We start from the raw sequence: 19,213 nt of genomic DNA, 5'->3' as shown, positions 1-19,213 counted from the left end.
ACACTAAAAACGGTAAAAATTGTTTCAATTATAGATTCTGCTGATTATTTAATATTCTGTTTGTTGATTATAATAACAACGTAAAATTAATTTCACTGTTTCTTATTGCTAACCATTCTTGATATTCATCATAAAACCTCAATTTGATCCATTAACAGGCGAAAAATTTCCTATATTTAACTGCACTAAGTTCAAATATGGAAATAAAAGTCACTGTAAAGCAGTTGGGGAGGAAACATCCTGTTCTTTCTGAGCAAAAAATTGAAATCAATTTCGAAGATTCAATCATCTCTTTAGAAAATTTATTAAAGCTAATCGTTCAGCAGCAGGTTGAGGCATTTAATGCAAAATCATTTGAGCTGGAAGATGAAGACTATACTAAAATCCCAACAGATAATTATCTTAATATCCTTACAGATACGGGTAAAGTTGGTTTCGGAAGTATTTATAATCTTAAAAAAGCTGACATTAAAAAAGCACAGGATAATGTTATTCTGGCTTTTGAAGATGGAATGTTTGCTGTTTTTTACAATGATGAGCAGCTCGAAGACCTTACCCAAATAATCGATCTGAATTTACAACACACCTTTACCTTTATAAGGCTCACCTTTCTGGCAGGGAGTTATTGGTAATCAAATTATACTAACAAACAAAATACATGGAAATCACAAAAAAATTAGAATCGAAAAAACTTGTCAAAAACTTTTACGAAAAGCAACGAAAGGATCTATTGGAACATGCAGAACAAGGAATCCCCTCTTCGCTTTATCCGGACAGACCAATTCTTACAAAGGAAGTTGCCGAATTAGGAAAATTATTAAAAGGAAAACCTAATTATTTTGAAAGAGTTTATTTAGGATCTAAAGATGCTGAAAAATTTAAAGAATATATAAAGCCTGACATTTGGGAAGATCAGGAATATTACAATTTGTTGGTCTATTTATTTGGTGAGAATGCTGAGCTTGTAAAATATGCATGGAATAAAATGCCGTATAAAATGTATCAGAGTAATTATTCCAGACGCTCCTTCCGAGCTCCTCATCGCGAAGATTATATATTACTCAATCAGATTAATTTTATAAGGGAATTAATGATATTTCCTTGTGTTTATTCTTATAACGGCGATCAGAATTTTGATTTGTCTTTGGAAGAACAGATTATCTATGATAACGAATTTGTTCATAATTCAAGTCGTTTTTATGTTTGGGCTGCTGCAATCGATACTGGAAATACAGCGATCTATCAATTGATTGAAGATATTATTTTCAATAAGCATCCTGAAGGAAAAGTATCGCTAAATATCATTAAAGCTTTACTTAACAGTGAGAAAAAAGAATGTTGGGAGCTTGTGGAGAAACTTTTACTTGCGGCACAACGTCAGGAAGGTTTACGTCAGACGATCTTAGAAGGGCTGGATGAAACGAGTGTTGGGGCTTTGGAGTATATGATTAATGTGATTATTGACCAAAAGCTTACCCGTTTTTCATCTGTTGTAAGAGCTATAGATACCTGGACAGGATTAGGTTGGGAAGCAGAGAAAGAATCTGTCATTAAAAATATTCTATCATTAGCAAATCATTACTTCCAAAATCCGGAAGAAATTTCGGTTGCGATGAAAAGTAAAAATAATAATGAAGTATATATGGCGCTTTGGGTGCAGGGAATCTGGGATGTTGAAAAAACTGTTCCATATCTGCACGAGCTGTTTGATAAAGGAGATGTGGAAAAGAAATGTCTTGCTGTTAAATTTGCAACAGAAACGGCGGACCCATACATTCAGATGCCTTTGTATTATAAAGCTATTTTGGATGGAAATATCCAGGTATTGGCATTTTCAGGTTATCCAATGTCTAATTTATTAAATACTAATACGGATTCTAAGTTTTTTATCAATAACGCGGATTCTCCAGATTTCTTTGAAAAGCTCCATGAGCTGACTCTTAAAACAGATGTAAAAGAGAAAAAGTTTGAAGGGAAGGTATTCTCATGGCTTAACGCGACTTTTAAAAAGAGTGATCTGTATGCTTCTATGTTTTATCTGGTAGGGGATGATAGTAATAAACTCGATATTGTTCTTTCTTATTTTGACCAATTTGATCTTTCATTGAGAGAGTTGTTAACCAGAAATATTTTAGGAGAATTTTATTGTTATTCGCTGTCTTATGGGCTAGGAAAAAAGGATAAAAAAGTAACTGCATTCCAAAAAGAATTTGCTTTTAAAATTTTAAAAGACCGAGGTGAGGCACTTACGGCATCAGGAATCAATGTATTGATGCAAAACCCTTTAAAGAAGGAGGAAGTAATGGCTTTCTTTGATCTGTTTAAAAGAAAAGGCGGCGTAATGCGTAAAAAGCTTATAGAATTAGTTATTGCGCAGGAAGATATTGTGGTGATTCCTTTGGTGGAGGAATTGATAAATAAAGGCGACCTTGAGCAAAGGATGGCATCTTTAGATATTATGTTACAGCTTCAAAAAGAGAAAAGAGTATCTCCTCAGATTAAAATCTGGATTGCACAATACTCTGAGAGATCAAAAATAACGGATAGAGAACAAGGATTATTAGATCAGATCAACCCATCTGGAGATCAAACAATTCTTTCTGAGGAAAATGGATATGGTTTTTATGACCCTAATGCGATGTCAGAATTTGCCTTACCGAAAGTAGATTCCCAATCAATATATTCTCAATCAGTTAAAAAAAATAAATACGGATTTACCCAATCCGTTGAATATATCAAAGATGAACTACAAAAACTGAATAAGCTCTATCTGAAGCATAAAGATCATGAGTATGAAGCTGAGGGGTGGGATGGTTCTTCTGAAACGTTATTATTGGGGAATAGTTTCAGGGCTGTAAAATATAGTATTGAAGGCTTTTCTCCTGAACAGATTACTGAAAACTATCCTTTGCATGAAGTATGGGAACAATGGTTCAAAGATTCTGGTTTGCAACCTCAGGATCTATTTTTACTTACTTTTATAGATAGTTGTGACCGTAAAAAATTCAGAGATTTTTTAGGAAATTATGTTTTCTATCATAAAGATTTCATTCCTAATCCATTGAAAGATGGTTATTATTGGGATAATCCGGTTATGAGAATTCTGGAAATTCTACAGTATAAATTTTCGTTTCAGGAAAGAACAGATTTTCTGATTGATGCTTGTAGTACTTTGTTTGCTGATCTTCCGGAAGAGGTCATTAAATTTAAGTCTAAAGACAATGAATATTATTATAGCTACAGAGGAAACGGATGGCAGCAGCTTGGTTTTTTCAATGTATTTTTAGATGGAATTCCTCATAGAAATCTTACAGATCAGCAATATATTAAAACCTGGAATCTCTACAGATGGACACAGTTGACAGGTTTGAAGGAAAATGTAAACTTAACGGCTCCTCCATTGTATTTGTTCTGTAAAGCTTATGAATTAAAACTCATTACCCAACAAGAACTTTATGAAGGAATACTTACCGCTGATTCTGCGATCAAGGATCTCACAAGAGGAAAATTAATCAATAGTAATGAAAACCTTTTGGAAGAATTCGCTTTTCTGAAACCTATGATTTCTGAAATCCAAGATAAATTTCTTGATGTAGAGCTTATTCGTGGTGATGCCAATACTGCAGTGTCTCAGTTTGTGCAAGAATTTCAGCGAATATATGGAGCGGATCGTTTTGTTCAAATCCTGAAAGGACTGGGAAAATCAGGATTATATGCTAATTATATTTATGCTTATGCGAGAGAAAATATGACGAAGCAAAAGCTCTTTTCTAAACTCATTTCAGAATGTTATCCTTTAGAAAGTGATACACAGAAGGTCTTTGATGACATTATAAAGAAAGAAAAAATATCAGAACTCCGATTAATTCAGGCAGCAGTATATGCACCGCAATGGCAGTCACTTATCAGTAATTATTTAGGCTGGAAAGGATTGGATTCCGCAATTTGGTGGATGCACGCTCATACCAAAACAGGAACTTATGAAGAACAGAATTCAAAGCTGGAAAGTGGAGTTGCCAAATATTCATCTGTAGATATTCAGGAATTTAAAGATGGAGCAGTGGATAAAGACTGGTTTACAAAAGCTTATAAAGAACTTGGCAAAGCCCGTTGGGAAATGTTATATGAATCTGCAAAATATATTTCAGACGGAAACGGACACAGAAGAGCCCGCTTGTATTCTGATACCTTATCGGGAAGTTTAAAGATCAAAGAAGTTACGGCTAAAGTAAAAGACAAACGTGATCAGGATTACCTTCGGGTATATGGGCTTGTTCCTTTAAGTAAAGCCAATCCGGAGAAAGATGTCCTGAACCGATATGAATATATCCAGCAATTTAAGAAAGAAAGCAAAGAGTTTGGCTCAATGAAGCAGGCGAGTGAAGCTTTGGCAATTCGTGTGGCTTTAGAAAATTTGGCAAGAAATGCCGGCTATCCTGATCCTGTAAGACTTACATGGGCAATGGAAACGAAGCAAATTCAAACCCTTTTATCAAAAGATACTCAAGTTACCATTGACGGAGTCACAATTGGTTTAATCATAGATGATAATGGTAAAGCAGAATTGGTTGTATTCAGAGATGATAAACAGTTAAAATCTATTCCTCCGAAAATTAAGAAAGATAAAGCCATTGTGGAGTTAACCAATAACCGCAAGATCATGCGTGAACAATGGACCCGTTCAAGAAAAGGATTGGAAGAAGCAATGATCAGGGGAGATGAATTCTTCTTAAAAGAAATTAAAACCCTTTTTGAACATCCTGTCATCGTAAAACATCTGGAAAAGCTTGTCTTCATTTCCAATGATCATAAAATAGGATTCTATCACGAAGGAGCTCTTGTAAATGTTCATGGTGAAATTCAGGAGTTGAATGAAGAAAATACTTTACGTATTGCTCATTGTGTAGACTTACATCAGCATTCGGTTTGGAGCGATTATCAGCACTATTGCTTTAAAGAAAAACTGATTCAGCCGTTCAAGCAGATTTTCCGTGAGCTGTATGTTCCTACTCCTGACGAATTAAAAGAAAAATCAATATCTCGTCGTTACGCCGGACATCAGATTCAGCCGAAGCAAACACTGGCATTACTTAAAACAAGAGGCTGGAAAGTAGATTATGAAGAAGGATTACAGAAAGTATATCATAAAGAAGGCTTCCAGGTAAAGCTTTATGCAATGGCAGATTGGTTTTCACCTGCTGATATAGAAAGTCCAACACTTGAAACAATAGAATTCCATTCATTAAAGGATTATAAAAACATTCCTTTTGAAGACATCAATCCAAGGTTGTTCTCTGAGGTAATGCGTGATGTAGACCTTGTGGTTTCGGTAGCTCATGTTGGTGGTATAGATCCCGAGGCTAGTCAGTCATCTATTGAAATGAGAAGTGTATTGATGAAAGAAACTGCACGCTTATTTAAGCTGGATAATATCAGAATTGAAGGCTCTCATGTATTGATAAAAGGGCAGTTGGCAGAATATAGTGTGCATTTGGGAAGTGCTGTTGGACATCAGATGCCGGGAATATATTTATCCATATTGCCTGTTCATTCACAGCATAGAGGAAGATTATTCCTTCCTTTTGCAGATGATGATCCGAAATCTGCAGAAGTAATATCCAAAGTTTTATTATTGGCGAAGGATAATGAAATACAAGACCCAACTATACTATCACAGATCAAGCGTGAATATGTATAAATAGAAAATAAAAATCAAAAAGGTATGCTTTCAAAAGTGTACCTTTTATTTTTGCAATAAGCCAATTGTAGGCATAAAAAAAGCACCTTTTTCAGATGCTTGTGTTTTTAGATATTCTTTTTTAAACTTCGTCGTCAGAATCTATAGTGTAAGATCTGCTTTTGAAATCTTTGTCATGTTTTTCTGAAATTACATCCTCACCCTTTTCATTAATGATGAAATCTGTGGACTCATTAAACATCTCCTGAAAACTTTTAAAATCTTCCTTATAAAGGTAAATTTTATGCTTCTCGAATGTAGCTTCCCCATTCTCTCCGAAATTTTTCTTACTCTCAGTGATTGTAAGATAATAATCTCCTGCTTTCGTCTCGCGCACATCAAAGAAATAAGTTCTTCTCCCTGCTTTTAACACCTTAGTGAAAATCTCATTTTCATGGCGTTCCTTGTATTCACTCATTGTTAGATATTTTTTAATCTTGTTAAGAACAAATATAAAAGAATTCTTTTAATCACAAAATTTTTTTTATGATTTATTTAACAATTGAGAACGAAACAGCTATGCGGTTACAGAATTGGTAATTTCGGTAAGGTTGATGATCTGGTGCGCTTTTTGAGCGCTAGACTCTCTGTGTGTGATAATTATGGATGTCGCATTACTGATTTTTTTATCAATATTTTCAAGAATATTCTGCTCTGTTTCGGTGTCTAAAGCAGACAGAGAATCGTCAAAAATAATGATATTTGGGTCCTTAATTAAGGCTCTGGCAATACAAATTCTTTGCTTTTGTCCCCCCGAAAGCATTACCCCGCGTTCACCAACAAGTGTTTTATATTGCTCCTTAAACTCTACAATATTTTTATGAACATCTGCAATCTGAGCATACTCCACTACTTTTTCATGAGATGAATTATCGATGGCAAAACCAATGTTATTTTCAATGGAATCTGAGAATAAATAACTTTCCTGAGGAATATATCCAATGAAGTTTCTATAGTTGTCCAGATTGTGCTCTTTCAGGTTTTTACCGTCAATCAGAATTTCCCCTTCCGTAGGGTCTATTAATCTGCAAAGAAGAAGGGCTATCGTAGACTTTCCACTTCCGGTTTTACCCATAATTGCTAAAGATTCTCCTGCTTTAATTTTAAAGCTAAGGTTCTCCAATGCTTTAATTCCTGTATTAGGATAAACGTAAGAAACATTTCTGAATTCAATATCTCCTTTAATAGGATAATTCTCGAAATTAGTATTTACAATTTCTGATTTTTTATCCATGAATTCATTGATCCTCTGCATAGATGCTTCAGCCCTTTGGTTTACAGAAGTTACCCAACCTACCATAGAGAATGGGAAAATCAGTGTATTGATGTACATGAAGAAGTCTGCAATTTTACCGATGCTTAATTCTCCTGCGATATATTTTGATCCTCCGATCCAGATAACCGCTACATTCAATAATCCGATTACAAATAAAATGATGGTAAAAAAGTAAGCCTCTGTTTTGGCAAGGTCCAATGCCTTGTTTTGGTAATCAGTTACTTTAATTCCGTAATTTTTTTCAATATATTTCTCTCTTGCAAAAAACTTTACCACACGGATTCCTGAAAAACTGTCCTGTACAAAAGTCGAAATAGCAGACTGACTTTTCTGCATAATTTTCGACTTTTTATTAATAATAGAACTTACCTTATATATAGCATACGACAAAATAGGAAGTGGCAACAAAGTCCATAACGTCATTGAAGCATCCGTTTTTACCATATAAATCGCCGTGATCACTACAAGGACAATAAGATTGGCAACATACATTACTCCTGGACCCAGATACATTCTTACAGCGACTACATCTTCACTTAATCTGTTCATTAAGTCTCCGATGGTAGTCTGTTTATAATCCGTTAAAGATAAATCCTGATAATGTCTGTAAATTTTATTCTTCAGTTCATATTCAATTCTTCTGGAGGCTACAATAATAGTCTGTCGCATCATAAAAGTGAAGAACCCAGTTAAAAGAGAACATCCCACAATGATCCCGACATAGATCAGAACCTGATTGTTAAAGCCCAGATTTCCACTTTTTGTAAGCTCATCTACAGACTTTCCTACAAACTGAACTTTATATATATTAAAAAAATTACTGGCAATGATAAATAGTACCCCCCAAAACAATAGTATTTTGTGTTTCCAAAAATAAGGGTTTAAGGTTTTTAGCGCTTTCATATAGTTTTACAAAATTACAAAAATGTAGTCACACTACGAATTCAATCAATTTTAAATTTTGTATCTTTGCACTCATTAAAAAGCTCTTTGAATGTTAGGAAGACGACAAATCCGTGAAAAAGTAGTACAGTCAGTGTATTCATACTATCAGAACCCTATGAAATTTGATGTTTTAGAGAAAAACATGTTCGCTGGTATAGAGAAAATCTATTATCTCTATATCTATCAGCTTAACTTTTTAGTAAGTCTAAAAGAATTGGCTGAACATCAAATTGAAATCGGTAAGAATAAGTTTCTTAAAACCGATGCTGATATTAATCCTAACCAAAAATTCATCAACAACCAGGTATTGCTTAAACTGGAAGAAAATCCAGAAAGATTATTCTTCACAGGTCAGCACAAGCAGTTGAAATGGGATATGCATGATGATTTATTGGTGAAGACTTTCCAAAGAATTACTGCTGGAAAACGTTATCAGGATTTCATGAAAGAAGAAGGATATTCTTTTGAAGAAGATCAAAAGTTTATCGGAAAATTATTTTTAAGATATATTGCTGAAAATGAAGATTTTCATGATTATCTTGGAGATAAAGAACTTTCATGGTACGATGATATCCATATTGCCAATTCAATGGTGCAGAAAACCATCGGATTCCTAAGAGAAGATGAAGAAAGCAGAACTTTGATCAAAATGATTAAAGATGAGGATGACAAAACTTTCGCCAGCAAATTATTGAAAGATACCCTGAACAACTGGGAAAACAATGAGAAAAAGCTTGAGGAAAGATTAGAAAACTGGGATCTGGAAAGAGTTTCCCTAATGGATAAAGTAATCTTGTCTACAGCACTTGCAGAGCTTGATAACTTTGCTTTCACACCTTCAAGAGTCATTATTAATGAATATATCGAGATCGCAAAAGTATTTGCAACAGACCGTTCGAATATCTTCATTAATGGTATTTTAGATAAATATTGTAAAGATCAAAATAGAATATAAAATGAAAAAGACGTTATCAATTATCGCCTTGTCAATTATAGGCTTTGGATTAGTTTCATGTAAAAAAGAAAACAAAGAAACTCAAAGCCCAGAAACTGTAGCTACTGATTCTTCAGCTTTAGCAGCTCCGGTAACAACAGCAGATTCTACTGCAGCAGTAACAGGAGAGGCTCCTGCAGCGCCAGTATCTAACGAGCCATCTACTTCTATCGCTTTATCTGAAAACAACTTTGATTTCGGAAAAATCAAAAAAGGAGACAAAGTAGAGCATGTATATGAAATTACAAATACAGGAAAAAATCCTTTAGTGATCTCTGAAGTAAAACCAGGATGCGGATGTACAGCTCCAGACTTTACAAAAGAACCAATCTTACCAGGAAAAAAAGGAAAAATTACTTTACATTTTGATTCTTCAAGCTTTGACGGAAACGTTCAGAAATATGCTGATGTTTTTGCAAACGTAGAGAAGTCTCCAATAAAATTAACGTTCACTGCGAACATTCAACCGTAATTTTTAAAATATGTTGACAGTATTTTTACAGGCACAGGGTGGATCTTCACCTATGATGCTGATCATGATGGGAGTAATGTTTGTCGGGTTTTATTTCCTGATGATCAGACCTCAGATGAAGAAGCAAAAGCAGGAAAAAAACTTTCAGGAAAACCTTAAAGTTGGAACGAGAGTAGTACTTACTTCTGGTCTTCACGGAAGAATTGCTCAAGTTCAGGATGATGGATTCGTAATCGAAACATTGTCAGGAAAACTGAAATTTGAGAAAGCTGCTGTATCAAGAGAAATGACAGAAAGCCGTTTCGGAGATAAAGCTAAAACTGCTGATAAATCAGTAGAGAAAAAAGAAACAGGAACTGAAGAAAATAAATAAATCAGTCTGAAAATAATAAGCTGCGGCGGGTGAACTTGTTCACCCGCCGCAATTTTTTTATACCAAATGATCAGGATGAACCATTCTGTTTAAGGAGATTTATGAAAACATTAGCGATATTAGTGTTTAGTAAAAATTATCTTTGTGATATGAATCAAAATACAGCCAAAACCGTTCTCATTCTAGGAGCAAATTCAGATGTTGCAAAGCAATGTATCAAGCAATATATTGAAAAAGGCTTTTCTGTAATAGCCGCTTCAAGAAACACACAGTCTTTGGAGGATTTTATGAACACTAATAATCTGGATCGTTCAAGAGTTCAAGTTTTGTATTTTGATGCTGCGAATTTTGATTCACATCAGAAATTTTATGAAGAACTTTCTGTGAAACCGCATATCGCAGTATATGCTGCTGGTTTTTTGGTAGATAATCACCAGGCTTTAAGAGATTTTAAAGGAGCAAAGCAAATGATGGAGGTTAATTATATGGGGGGAGTTTCTATTCTGAGCATTATTGCCATGGATGAAAGTAATAAAAGTCTGGAAAGAATAATCGGACTATCTTCATTATCTGGTGTAAGAGGAAGAAAAAGTAACTTTGTTTATGGGAGTACAAAAGCTGCATTTACCCAATATCTTGCCGGATTAAGACAGGAACTGGCTTCAAGGAAAATAACAGTGAACGCTTTGGTGATCGGCTATATAAGAACAAAGATCAATGCCGGACTTGAACTTAATGAATCTTTGATCATGGAGCCTGATTACGTTGCAAAGTTTATCGTTAATGCTGGCAATTCTTTTACCATTGTCCCGAATTTAAAATGGAAAATTATTTATCATATTCTTAGACTTTTACCGGAAAGTTTAGCTGCAAAACTTCCCTAATCATACATAATTTAACCGATTAAAGTCAGAAAAGTCATTATATAAATAGACTTCGGTATTTTTTTTGTTATTCTAGAACACGAAATTATTTCTTATCGGTAAGATCCGGTTTTTAAAAATGATCATTCAGTAAGCAGAAAATATCTGATCTGCTGTCAATCTGTTTTCATAAATGATGCTATGACTTTAACTCTATAGGGTTGAGGACAAATTTCTTTTGAAAAATCAATGTTTTGCACATTTTTAAAACTTATACCATAAAGAATAAATATTCATATGAAATATAAATAAGTAATATAAAAATGGACGATTTAGAATTGAATAACATTCAAAAACATTGGGACACCTTAATTTCTTCAGCAATTGCCTGGGCTCCTAAGATCTTTACAGCAATAGTTTCTGCATTATTGATTTACCTGATTGGTTCGTGGATGATCAGGATGATCAAAAAGCTTGTAGAAAAAGCTTTTATAAAGCGTAATATGGAACCTTCCTTACAGCATTTCCTTTTAAATATTATCAATTGGGGACTTAATATTCTTCTCTTTATCGTTGTGGTAACTCAGTTGGGAGTACAAACTTCAGCATTCGTCGCTATGATTGGTGCCGCGGGTTTAGCCGTAGGTTTAGCATTACAGGGATCTCTGACAAATTTTGCAGGAGGAATTCTTATTTTGTTATTAAAACCATTTAAAATTGGAGACTTTATTTCTACCAATTCGGGTGTTTCCGGAACAGTACAGGCAATTGATATTTTCCATACGAAATTAATTACACCACAAAACCAGCTTATCATTATTCCTAATGGAGTTGTTTCTAATAATAGTATTACCAACTTTACACAATTGGGTACGAGAAGAACATCTTTAGATATTGGTATAGCGTATGACGCAGACCTTAGAAAAACAAAAGAGATATTAATGGAGGTAATTCAAAAGAATCAACTTGCCCTTACAGAGCCTGCTCCACAAGTTGTGGTTACAACGCTTGGTGATAGCGCGATCAACTTATCTATCAGAGTAAGTACCTCTACTGAAAATTTCTGGAAAATGAATGAAGAACTTATTATTGATTGTAAAGAAGCATTGGATCAGGCGGGAATCGGAATTCCTTTTCCGCAGAGAGATGTGCATATTTACAATAAATAATTATAAGATATTTGTCTATAATCATTCCTGTATTAATTAGTAATACAGGAATTTTTATTTATTATTCTTAATAGAATTGAATTATATTTGCTGGCAAACATAATAACCATGATTAAGAAACTATTCCTTTGTTTAGGAATCTTCAGTGCAGCCGTTTTCTCAGCACAAAATCAATTTTTAGACCCTACTTTTGGAACGAATGGAGTATTTACATATACTCCGAATAATACAACCAATTTTACTTATGAATCAGGAGTTGTAACCGCTCAAAATAAAATACTTGTGAGTGGGAGTTCTTCTATTGCAAATCAGAATATTACAAATTTCATTCAACGACTAAATGCTGATGGAACAATAGATAGTAGTTTCAATACAGTAACCATTCAGCCTGTATATCCTAACCCTTATATTCGTTTGAAAAAAATGTGTCTTCAACCTGATCAGAAAATCATTTTGGGAGATATAATGGGATCAAGAATTTTACGATTAAATGAAAATGGAACTTATGATATGACATTCGGTAATAACGGAGTTGTTAATAATTCTATTTTTGACTCTTATTTTAACCCTAATGGAATAGTGGGACCATTTCAATTATCAAATATACTGTTAACCAATAATAATAAGATTTTATTATGTATGCAAACATCTGTTAATCAGGAAACTGTTTATATGATTGCAAGGCTTCATGAAAATGGTACTATTGATACTTCATTTGGAAATAATGGAATAATACTACAAGAAAGTAATTCTGGGTATTTAATGCAACAAAATGATTCAAAATTAGTATTTATAGGGCAAAAGTACGATGGAATTTTTTTTAAGTCTAGGTTTACCACAGATGGTATTTTAGATACTACCTATAATAATAACAATTTACAATATGCTCCTTTATCAGGTTATGTTACTTATCTCTTTGGTACGGCTAATAGTGATAATAATATCTATATATATGGGTTTTCCAGCTCAGTAACAGGGGAATATGCTATTACCTTAATGAAATTAAATCAATATGGAGACTTAGATACAACTTTTGGTACCAATGGAATAGTAAATGAACCCTATTATAACAGTGATAATTATTATGTTGATAATAATAGATTGTTTCCAACTTTACTATTAGATAATAGTAATAATATATTTGTTGTGCATATGGCAAGCCCTACTGGAAATTCTATTGATATGAATCAGTTTATCAAGAAATTCAAACCAAACGGATCTGTTGATACAGGCTTTGGGAATAATGGAGTGGTAGATGTAGATTTGGGGTATAGAGACACTTCGAGGTCAGCTATTATAACCCCCGATCAGAAAATCATGATGTTTGGAAATCATCAAACACCTAGTAAAGGTATTATCACCAGAGTATTGAATAACACAAATACTTTGTCTGTGAAAAATCAGGAGGCTCAAAAAGTAAGCCTAGGTATTTATCCAAATCCTGTTAAAGACATTCTTTATTTGAAAAATCTTAAAAGCAAAGATTCAAATGCAGAAGTGATAGATATAAGCGGAAAAATAATAATAAAGCTTTTAATCAATAACAACAAAGTTGATGTAAGTAGTCTTGTGAAAGGAGTCTACTTCCTTAAAGTTGGAGAAACTACCCATAAGTTTATTAAAGAATAATAGAAAAGACGAGATTGTTTCTCTTCTTTTTTATCATGAGATGAATAAAGGCTTTTACTTTATCAAAATTATGCTTAATATGTATATTGTATTACGTTTTGAAAATCAATTGATTAATGTGTTTCCAAGCTTCTGTATGTACGCTCTTATAAGCTTTTTACCAAATGACAATTGTTTTTAAGTTCTACTTTTATACCTTTACTTTTCCACAGTCTGTGGATAAAAAAATATGGAAGAACTTTTTAATTACATCAAAAAATTCGGACTACTGAATAAACAGGATGAGCTTCTTATTGCTGAAGGCATTCGTGAAATTACTGTAAAAAAAGGAGAAACTTTTATAGAAGCAGGAAAGGTAGGTCAAAAAATTGCTTTTGTAAAAGAAGGAGTCTTCCGGTCTTTGTATTATAATAAACAAGGTGATGATTTCACCCGTTACTTTATATATGAAGGACGTTTTATCGGCGACTTTCAAGGATTTACTGAACAATTACCAGCCCATGAAGATATCGAAGCGATCACAGATGCAATCTTATTGGTAATTGATCTTGATCATTTCAAAATATTAGAGAAAAAAATAACCATTTGGCCAATACTATTTGCCAGAATTCATGGTTTTGTAGCTGAAAATAAGCTTAAAGTAGCAAGTATCATGCTTAATCAGGATGCGAAATCCCGATATATTCACTTTTTGAATCATTATCCGGGGCTTGCCAACAGAGTTCCACAATCTATGCTTGCCTCTTATCTTGGTGTAACGCCTTCATCATTGAGCCGTATCAGAAGGAACATCAATGAGTAATGTAGAAAAAATAACTTAAACATAGGAATTGTAAATATTCAATAGGAACGGGCTTTAACCCGTTCTTTAGTTACAAAAATATTCCAATTGGCTTTAGCCAAAACCTAAAAAATCATCTTCAATAACCAATTTAAAACTGAATCTAGATTAATAAATATCTACGTTATACATTCATACAGACACGTTTTTGTCAAATGGCAATGGTCTCCTTTTAAAACCAACCTAGCTTTGCATCATAAAATAATTATATGGACATCGTATTAGGACTTCAATGGGGAGATGAGGGAAAGGGAAAATTTATTGACCTTATCAGCGAGAATTATGATATTGCAGCGCGTTTTAATGGCGGAGCGAATGCTGGACACAGTATTAAGAGAAACGATAAAAGAATTACACTTAAAATGATTCCTTCCGGAATATTTATGGAAGGCGTTCAGAATATCATTGGTACAGGAACGGTTCTTGATCCTGTAAGTTTCAAAAAGGAAATTTTAAATCTTCAGGTATTTGACGAATCTATTCAGCCTGCAAAAAATCTGATTATTTCTAAAAAAGCTCACTTTGTATTACCTACTCATAAGCTTTTGGATGTTTACATGGAAGAAAATCCTGCTTATACTACCATAGGAACTACAAAGAATGGAATCGCTCAGGCATATTCAAATAAAATTTTAAGACAAAACGTAAGAATCGGGGATATGTACTCTCTGGATTTTAAAGAAAGAGTAGAACATATTTTGGTTAGAGATTATCAATTTCTTGCAGATGGAGGAATGAAGTTACCTGACTTCGAAACTTTATGTGAAGAATTCTTTGATGCTGTAGAGTTTTTAAAACAGTTTAATTGTACAGAAACCGAACTCTTTTTAAATAAAGCTTTGGTGGAAGGGAAAACAATATTGGCAGAGGGTTCCCAAGCGGCAATGCTGGATATTGATCATGGAACTTATCCTTATGTAACATCGTCTTCTACCACTGCTTCAGGAGCTTGTAGTGGCTTAGGTGTTTCACCGAAAAAGATAGGTGAGATCTTTGGAATTGCAAAAGCCTACTGTACAAGAGTCGGTAATGGAGAATTTCCTACAGAGCTTTTTGATGAATTAGGTGATGAGTTGAGAATTAAAGGAAATGAATTTGGTTCCAATACAGGTCGTCCGAGAAGAATTGGCTGGCTGGACCTTCCGGCTTTACGATATGCTGTAATGATCAATGGAGTTACTCAATTGGTACTGACAAAAGCAGATGTTTTAAGCGGTTTAAAATCGGTAGCAGTCTGTACACATTATGAATTGAAAGGTGGAGCTATTGAAACAACAGCAGCAGTGCTTCCTGAAAACGCTAAACCAGTATTGAAATGGCTGGATGGCTGGAATGCAGATTTTTCAGCAATCAGTGATGTTTCTATACTTCCGAAAGAATTAACAGATTTTCTTTCTTTTCTTGAAGCAGAATTAGGCGTTCCGGTGGGGTACCTTTCTATAGGACCGGGAAGAGAGGAGATTTTGAAGATGAAATAATCATCCTAAGAACTATTGTTGATCTGTAGAAAGTGTTTTATTTTTTATATAGTCAAATTTTGAAGTTGTAATGATCCCAATTGTAACATCAGTTGAATATTTCTTGGAGACAATAATGTATTGATTTTCCTCATAACAATGTTGAATAACTTTAATAGGAATTGATTCATTATTTTCAAAAGTAATATATCCTAAATAAGACTCACAATGAAAACGTCCGGAATCACCCTCAAATTTTGTGAAAAGATCAGCGGCATCTTCCTGAGAGAAGGAAAACCCGTTGATTTCTACTAAAGTAATCTTATTTTCTTTCAGCATTTTTATGAAATCATGTTTTATGAGTTCTTTGCTCACCATATTACTGGCGATGCTTAATGTAAAACAGAGTCCTAGCATGGACTGATATTTTAAAGATTTTTCTTTAGCTTCATCTCTTGTGCTGGGAGGATGGTATATTACTTTTTTTAATAGAATCTGTATTATAAAAATTACGGCGCCAAAACCTGAAGCATAAGTAATTAAAGAAAGTAGTGGAATAAAAGTTTTCATGTATAAAAAAGCGGGGCAAATACCCCGCTTTAAATTTATGCTTTTAAATTTAATTTTAACTCTAATTCATCGAGCTGTGCATCAGCAATGGAAGCCGGAGCATCAATCATCACATCACGTCCTGAATTGTTCTTAGGGAAGGCAATATAATCTCTGATTACCTCATTTCCATCAAGAATAGCTACCAAACGGTCAAATCCGAATGCCAAACCACCGTGTGGAGGTGCTCCGTACTTAAACGCATTCATTAAGAATCCAAACTGAGCCTCTGCCTCTTCTTTGGTGAAACCTAATAAATCAAACATTTTTGATTGAAGATCTTTATCAAAAATTCTTATAGAACCTCCTCCGATTTCGTTTCCGTTTAATACCATATCATAAGCGTTAGCTCTTGCTTTACCCGGATCAGTTTCCAATAAGTGAATATCTTCAGTTTTTGGAGACGTGAAAGGGTGGTGCATTGCATGGTATCTTTGAGTATCTTCATCCCATTCCAATAGAGGGAAATCAACAACCCAAAGCGGTGCGAATTCGTTTCCTTTTCTTAATCCTAGACGGTTACCAAGCTCCATTCTTAAAGCAGAAAGCTGAGCTCTTACTTTATTTTCATTTCCGGAAAGAATTAACATTAAGTCACCTTCTTTTGCTCCGAATTTTTCAATAATCTTCGCAAGGTCTTCTTCGTTGTAGAATTTGTTAACTGATGAAGTTTTCACTCCATCATTCTGGAATTTAGCCCAAACCATTCCTGAAGCTCCTATTTGTGGACGTTTTACCCAATCCACAAGCTCATCAATCTGTTTTCTTGTATAGTCTGCACATCCTTCCACATTGATTCCGACAACTAATTCTGCTTCATCAAATATTTTAAAGTCTTTTCCTTTTACAAGCTCGTTAAGCTCTACGAATTCCATTCCGAAACGGATATCCGGTTTGTCATTTCCGTACTTCTGCATAGCTTCTGCAAAAGTCATTCTTGGGAAAGCTCCGAATTTCTGACCTGTAATATCTTTAATAAGAGTTTTAGTCATTCCTTCGAAAACATTCATTACATCTTCCTGCTCTACAAACGCCATCTCACAGTCGATCTGTGTAAATTCCGGCTGTCTGTCTGCTCTTAAATCCTCATCACGGAAACATTTCACAATCTGGAAATATTTATCCATTCCACCTACCATCAAAAGTTGTTTGAAAGTCTGTGGAGATTGCGGTAATGCATAAAACTGTCCTGGATTCATTCTGCTTGGAACCACAAAGTCTCTTGCTCCTTCCGGTGTAGATTTGATCAAAACAGGAGTTTCCACTTCAATAAAACCTTCATCAGATAAATAATTTCTTACCTTCTGAGCCATTTTATGACGGAAGATCAATTTATCTTTTACTGGATTTCTTCTGATATCCAGATAACGATATTTCATTCTTAATTCCTCACCACCGTCAGTTTCATCTTCAATTGTGAAAGGGGGAAGCTGAGAATCATTCAGAATAGTTAATTTCTCAACTAAAAGCTCAATTTCTCCTGTAGGAATATTAGGATTTTTACTTACTCTTTCAATAACTTTTCCGGTAGCCTGAATTACAAATTCACGACCTAGTTTTTTAGCTTCCTCCATCAATTGTGCTGAAGAACGCTCCTGGTCAAATACCAGCTGGGTAATTCCGTAACGATCTCGAAGATCTACCCAAATCATAAATCCTTTATCACGGATAGTCTGTACCCATCCTGATAGTGTAACTTCTTCATTCAGATTCTTTAGAGAAAGCTCTCCGTTTGTGTGTGATCGAAACATAATTATTTGTTTAAAGTTCAATGTTTAAGGTTCTTTTCCGAACCTTGAATTTTTCGTTTGCAAAGATAAGATTTTTGCAGGTTTTATAAATAAAAAAAACTTCCTTTCGGAAGTTTGAATATTGTTTTTAGGTCTTTTTAGTCTCTGTTACCACCTCTGGAAAGTAATAAATCTTTTGTCTTTTGATTTTTTCCGCTTTCCGCTATTTCAAAAGGAGTCATGTTTTGACATTTTTTATTGACCTGTGCTTTATTGTCTAAAAGAAATTTGATAATATTATTTTTTCCCGCAGATGCACTGAATCCAAGTGGAGAATATGAGGCTGACCCTACGGCGAAACATTTGTTATAATCCCCTGGTGCAAAATGTTTTTTAAATATTGCTACATCATCAGTATGGATAGCTTTCATTTTCTCCTGTGTCATAATTTGAGCAGAAAGCATATTGGCAGATGCTAAAATTCCAAACAGAAAAATTGTAGAGGTTATTTTTTTCATAAGAATTATTTTTTTAGAATATACAAATCTAATTAATTTTTATGATCAATTGATAAGTTATCGTCAATAATTGGAATTGTACTTTAAGAATTATTTAAATAGTTTATGAAAAATATCAAAATATGGAAGTTAAAGCAAATAGATATCTTTATTCTAATAGCCGAACGATTTCCGGCTTTTCATATTTTTTTGCATAATCCAATGCTGTATACCCTTTTAAAGTTTTGCTTTCCTTCTTTGCTCCGTGATCTAACAGTTTTTTTGTAAACTCTACGTTACCATATTTTGCAGCAAACATTAATGGAGTTTTTCCATCACATGATTTTTCTAGATCAGCTTTTTCATGAATAAGTTTTTTAAATACTTCTTTACTGTTCATTTTAATTGCCAGTCCCAGTAAAGTGTAGGCATTATTTTCTATTATGTAACAGACATTGATATTCTCTTTATTGATTAATGTAGAAAAGTAAGCGATATTATCATACTTCAGCATCTGTTTATGTTCATTCGTTAATTCTTGGGTATAGGCAAGGTTAATTGTAAGTATTCCTACCAGCAGGATAAGTGTTTTGTTAATTACTTGAGATAATTTCATGGGTA

The 19,213-nt window shown here is 33.9% G+C and carries 16 protein-coding genes; 10 read left to right on the top strand and 6 right to left on the bottom strand.

The genetic code is table 11. The features are described 5' to 3' along the window. Positions 1-197: 197 nt before the first annotated feature. Both BW983_RS09180 and BW983_RS09175 read left to right on the top strand, forming a co-directional pair. Entirely contained in the window at positions 198-632 is a 435-nt protein-coding gene (locus BW983_RS09180; protein ID WP_076551666.1) for a hypothetical protein, read from the top strand. A 26-nt stretch (positions 633-658) separates the two neighbouring features. Next, positions 659-5,698 (top strand): DUF4132 domain-containing protein, encoded by a 5,040-nt coding sequence (locus BW983_RS09175; protein ID WP_076551665.1) that lies wholly within the window; start codon positions 659-661, stop codon positions 5,696-5,698. Positions 5,699-5,819: 121 nt separating this feature from the next. On the opposite strand, the gene BW983_RS09170 is transcribed toward BW983_RS09175, so the two are convergent. Both BW983_RS09170 and BW983_RS09165 read right to left on the bottom strand, forming a co-directional pair. Further along, positions 5,820-6,155 (bottom strand): DUF3276 family protein, encoded by a 336-nt coding sequence (locus tag BW983_RS09170; protein WP_002976288.1) that lies wholly within the window; start codon positions 6,153-6,155, stop codon positions 5,820-5,822. A 99-nt stretch (positions 6,156-6,254) separates the two neighbouring features. Further along, positions 6,255-7,916 (bottom strand): ABC transporter ATP-binding protein, encoded by a 1,662-nt coding sequence (locus BW983_RS09165; protein WP_076551664.1) that lies wholly within the window; start codon positions 7,914-7,916, stop codon positions 6,255-6,257. A 91-nt stretch (positions 7,917-8,007) separates the two neighbouring features. Between BW983_RS09165 and BW983_RS09160 the strand changes: the two genes are divergently transcribed. The 8 genes from BW983_RS09160 to BW983_RS09125 all read left to right on the top strand — a co-directional run bounded on the left by BW983_RS09160 (position 8,008) and on the right by BW983_RS09125 (position 15,777). Then, the gene (locus tag BW983_RS09160) at positions 8,008-8,913 is read left to right on the top strand and encodes a transcription antitermination protein NusB (protein WP_076551663.1); all 906 of its coding nucleotides are present in this window, start codon (positions 8,008-8,010) and stop codon (positions 8,911-8,913) included. A 1-nt stretch (position 8,914) separates the two neighbouring features. Next, positions 8,915-9,424 carry a DUF1573 domain-containing protein gene (locus BW983_RS09155; RefSeq protein ID WP_076551662.1) on the top strand — a complete coding sequence of 170 codons (510 nt, stop codon included), beginning with the start codon at positions 8,915-8,917 and terminating at the stop codon, positions 9,422-9,424. A gap of 10 nt (positions 9,425-9,434) precedes the next feature. Continuing rightward, entirely contained in the window at positions 9,435-9,797 is a 363-nt protein-coding gene (gene yajC, locus BW983_RS09150; RefSeq protein WP_076551661.1) for a preprotein translocase subunit YajC, read from the top strand. 149 nt (positions 9,798-9,946) lie between these two features. Further along, the gene (locus tag BW983_RS09145; protein WP_076551660.1) at positions 9,947-10,681 is read left to right on the top strand and encodes an SDR family NAD(P)-dependent oxidoreductase; all 735 of its coding nucleotides are present in this window, start codon (positions 9,947-9,949) and stop codon (positions 10,679-10,681) included. 302 nt (positions 10,682-10,983) lie between these two features. Further along, positions 10,984-11,829, top strand: a complete 846-nt coding sequence (locus BW983_RS09140; RefSeq protein WP_076551659.1) for a mechanosensitive ion channel family protein — start codon at positions 10,984-10,986, stop codon at positions 11,827-11,829. Between the two features lie 108 nt (positions 11,830-11,937). After that, on the top strand, positions 11,938-13,458 hold the full coding sequence (locus tag BW983_RS09135) for a T9SS type A sorting domain-containing protein (RefSeq protein WP_076551658.1): 1,521 nt from the start codon (positions 11,938-11,940) through the stop codon (positions 13,456-13,458). 229 nt (positions 13,459-13,687) lie between these two features. Further along, complete coding sequence (locus tag BW983_RS09130; RefSeq protein ID WP_076551657.1) at positions 13,688-14,260, top strand: Crp/Fnr family transcriptional regulator; 573 nt, start codon at positions 13,688-13,690, stop codon at positions 14,258-14,260. A 248-nt stretch (positions 14,261-14,508) separates the two neighbouring features. Then, the gene (locus BW983_RS09125) at positions 14,509-15,777 is read left to right on the top strand and encodes an adenylosuccinate synthase (RefSeq protein WP_076551656.1); all 1,269 of its coding nucleotides are present in this window, start codon (positions 14,509-14,511) and stop codon (positions 15,775-15,777) included. Between the two features lie 12 nt (positions 15,778-15,789). Here the strand turns inward: BW983_RS09125 and BW983_RS09120 are convergent, their stop codons facing one another. The 4 genes from BW983_RS09120 to BW983_RS09105 all read right to left on the bottom strand — a co-directional run bounded on the left by BW983_RS09120 (position 15,790) and on the right by BW983_RS09105 (position 19,208). Next, entirely contained in the window at positions 15,790-16,326 is a 537-nt protein-coding gene (locus BW983_RS09120) for a hypothetical protein (protein ID WP_076551655.1), read from the bottom strand. Positions 16,327-16,361: 35 nt separating this feature from the next. Next, the gene (gene aspS, locus BW983_RS09115; protein WP_076551654.1) at positions 16,362-18,116 is read right to left on the bottom strand and encodes an aspartate--tRNA ligase; all 1,755 of its coding nucleotides are present in this window, start codon (positions 18,114-18,116) and stop codon (positions 16,362-16,364) included. Positions 18,117-18,253: 137 nt separating this feature from the next. Further along, complete coding sequence (locus BW983_RS09110) at positions 18,254-18,613, bottom strand: ankyrin repeat domain-containing protein (protein WP_065395293.1); 360 nt, start codon at positions 18,611-18,613, stop codon at positions 18,254-18,256. 148 nt (positions 18,614-18,761) lie between these two features. Continuing rightward, entirely contained in the window at positions 18,762-19,208 is a 447-nt protein-coding gene (locus tag BW983_RS09105) for an ankyrin repeat domain-containing protein (RefSeq protein ID WP_076551653.1), read from the bottom strand. Positions 19,209-19,213: the final 5 nt, after the last annotated feature.

Origin of the sequence: Chryseobacterium ureilyticum (genome assembly GCF_900156735.1) — a bacterium.
In the GTDB taxonomy this organism is placed as follows: Bacteria; Bacteroidota; Bacteroidia; order Flavobacteriales; family Weeksellaceae; genus Chryseobacterium; species Chryseobacterium ureilyticum.
This window is presented reverse-complemented; position numbering and strand designations above follow the sequence as displayed.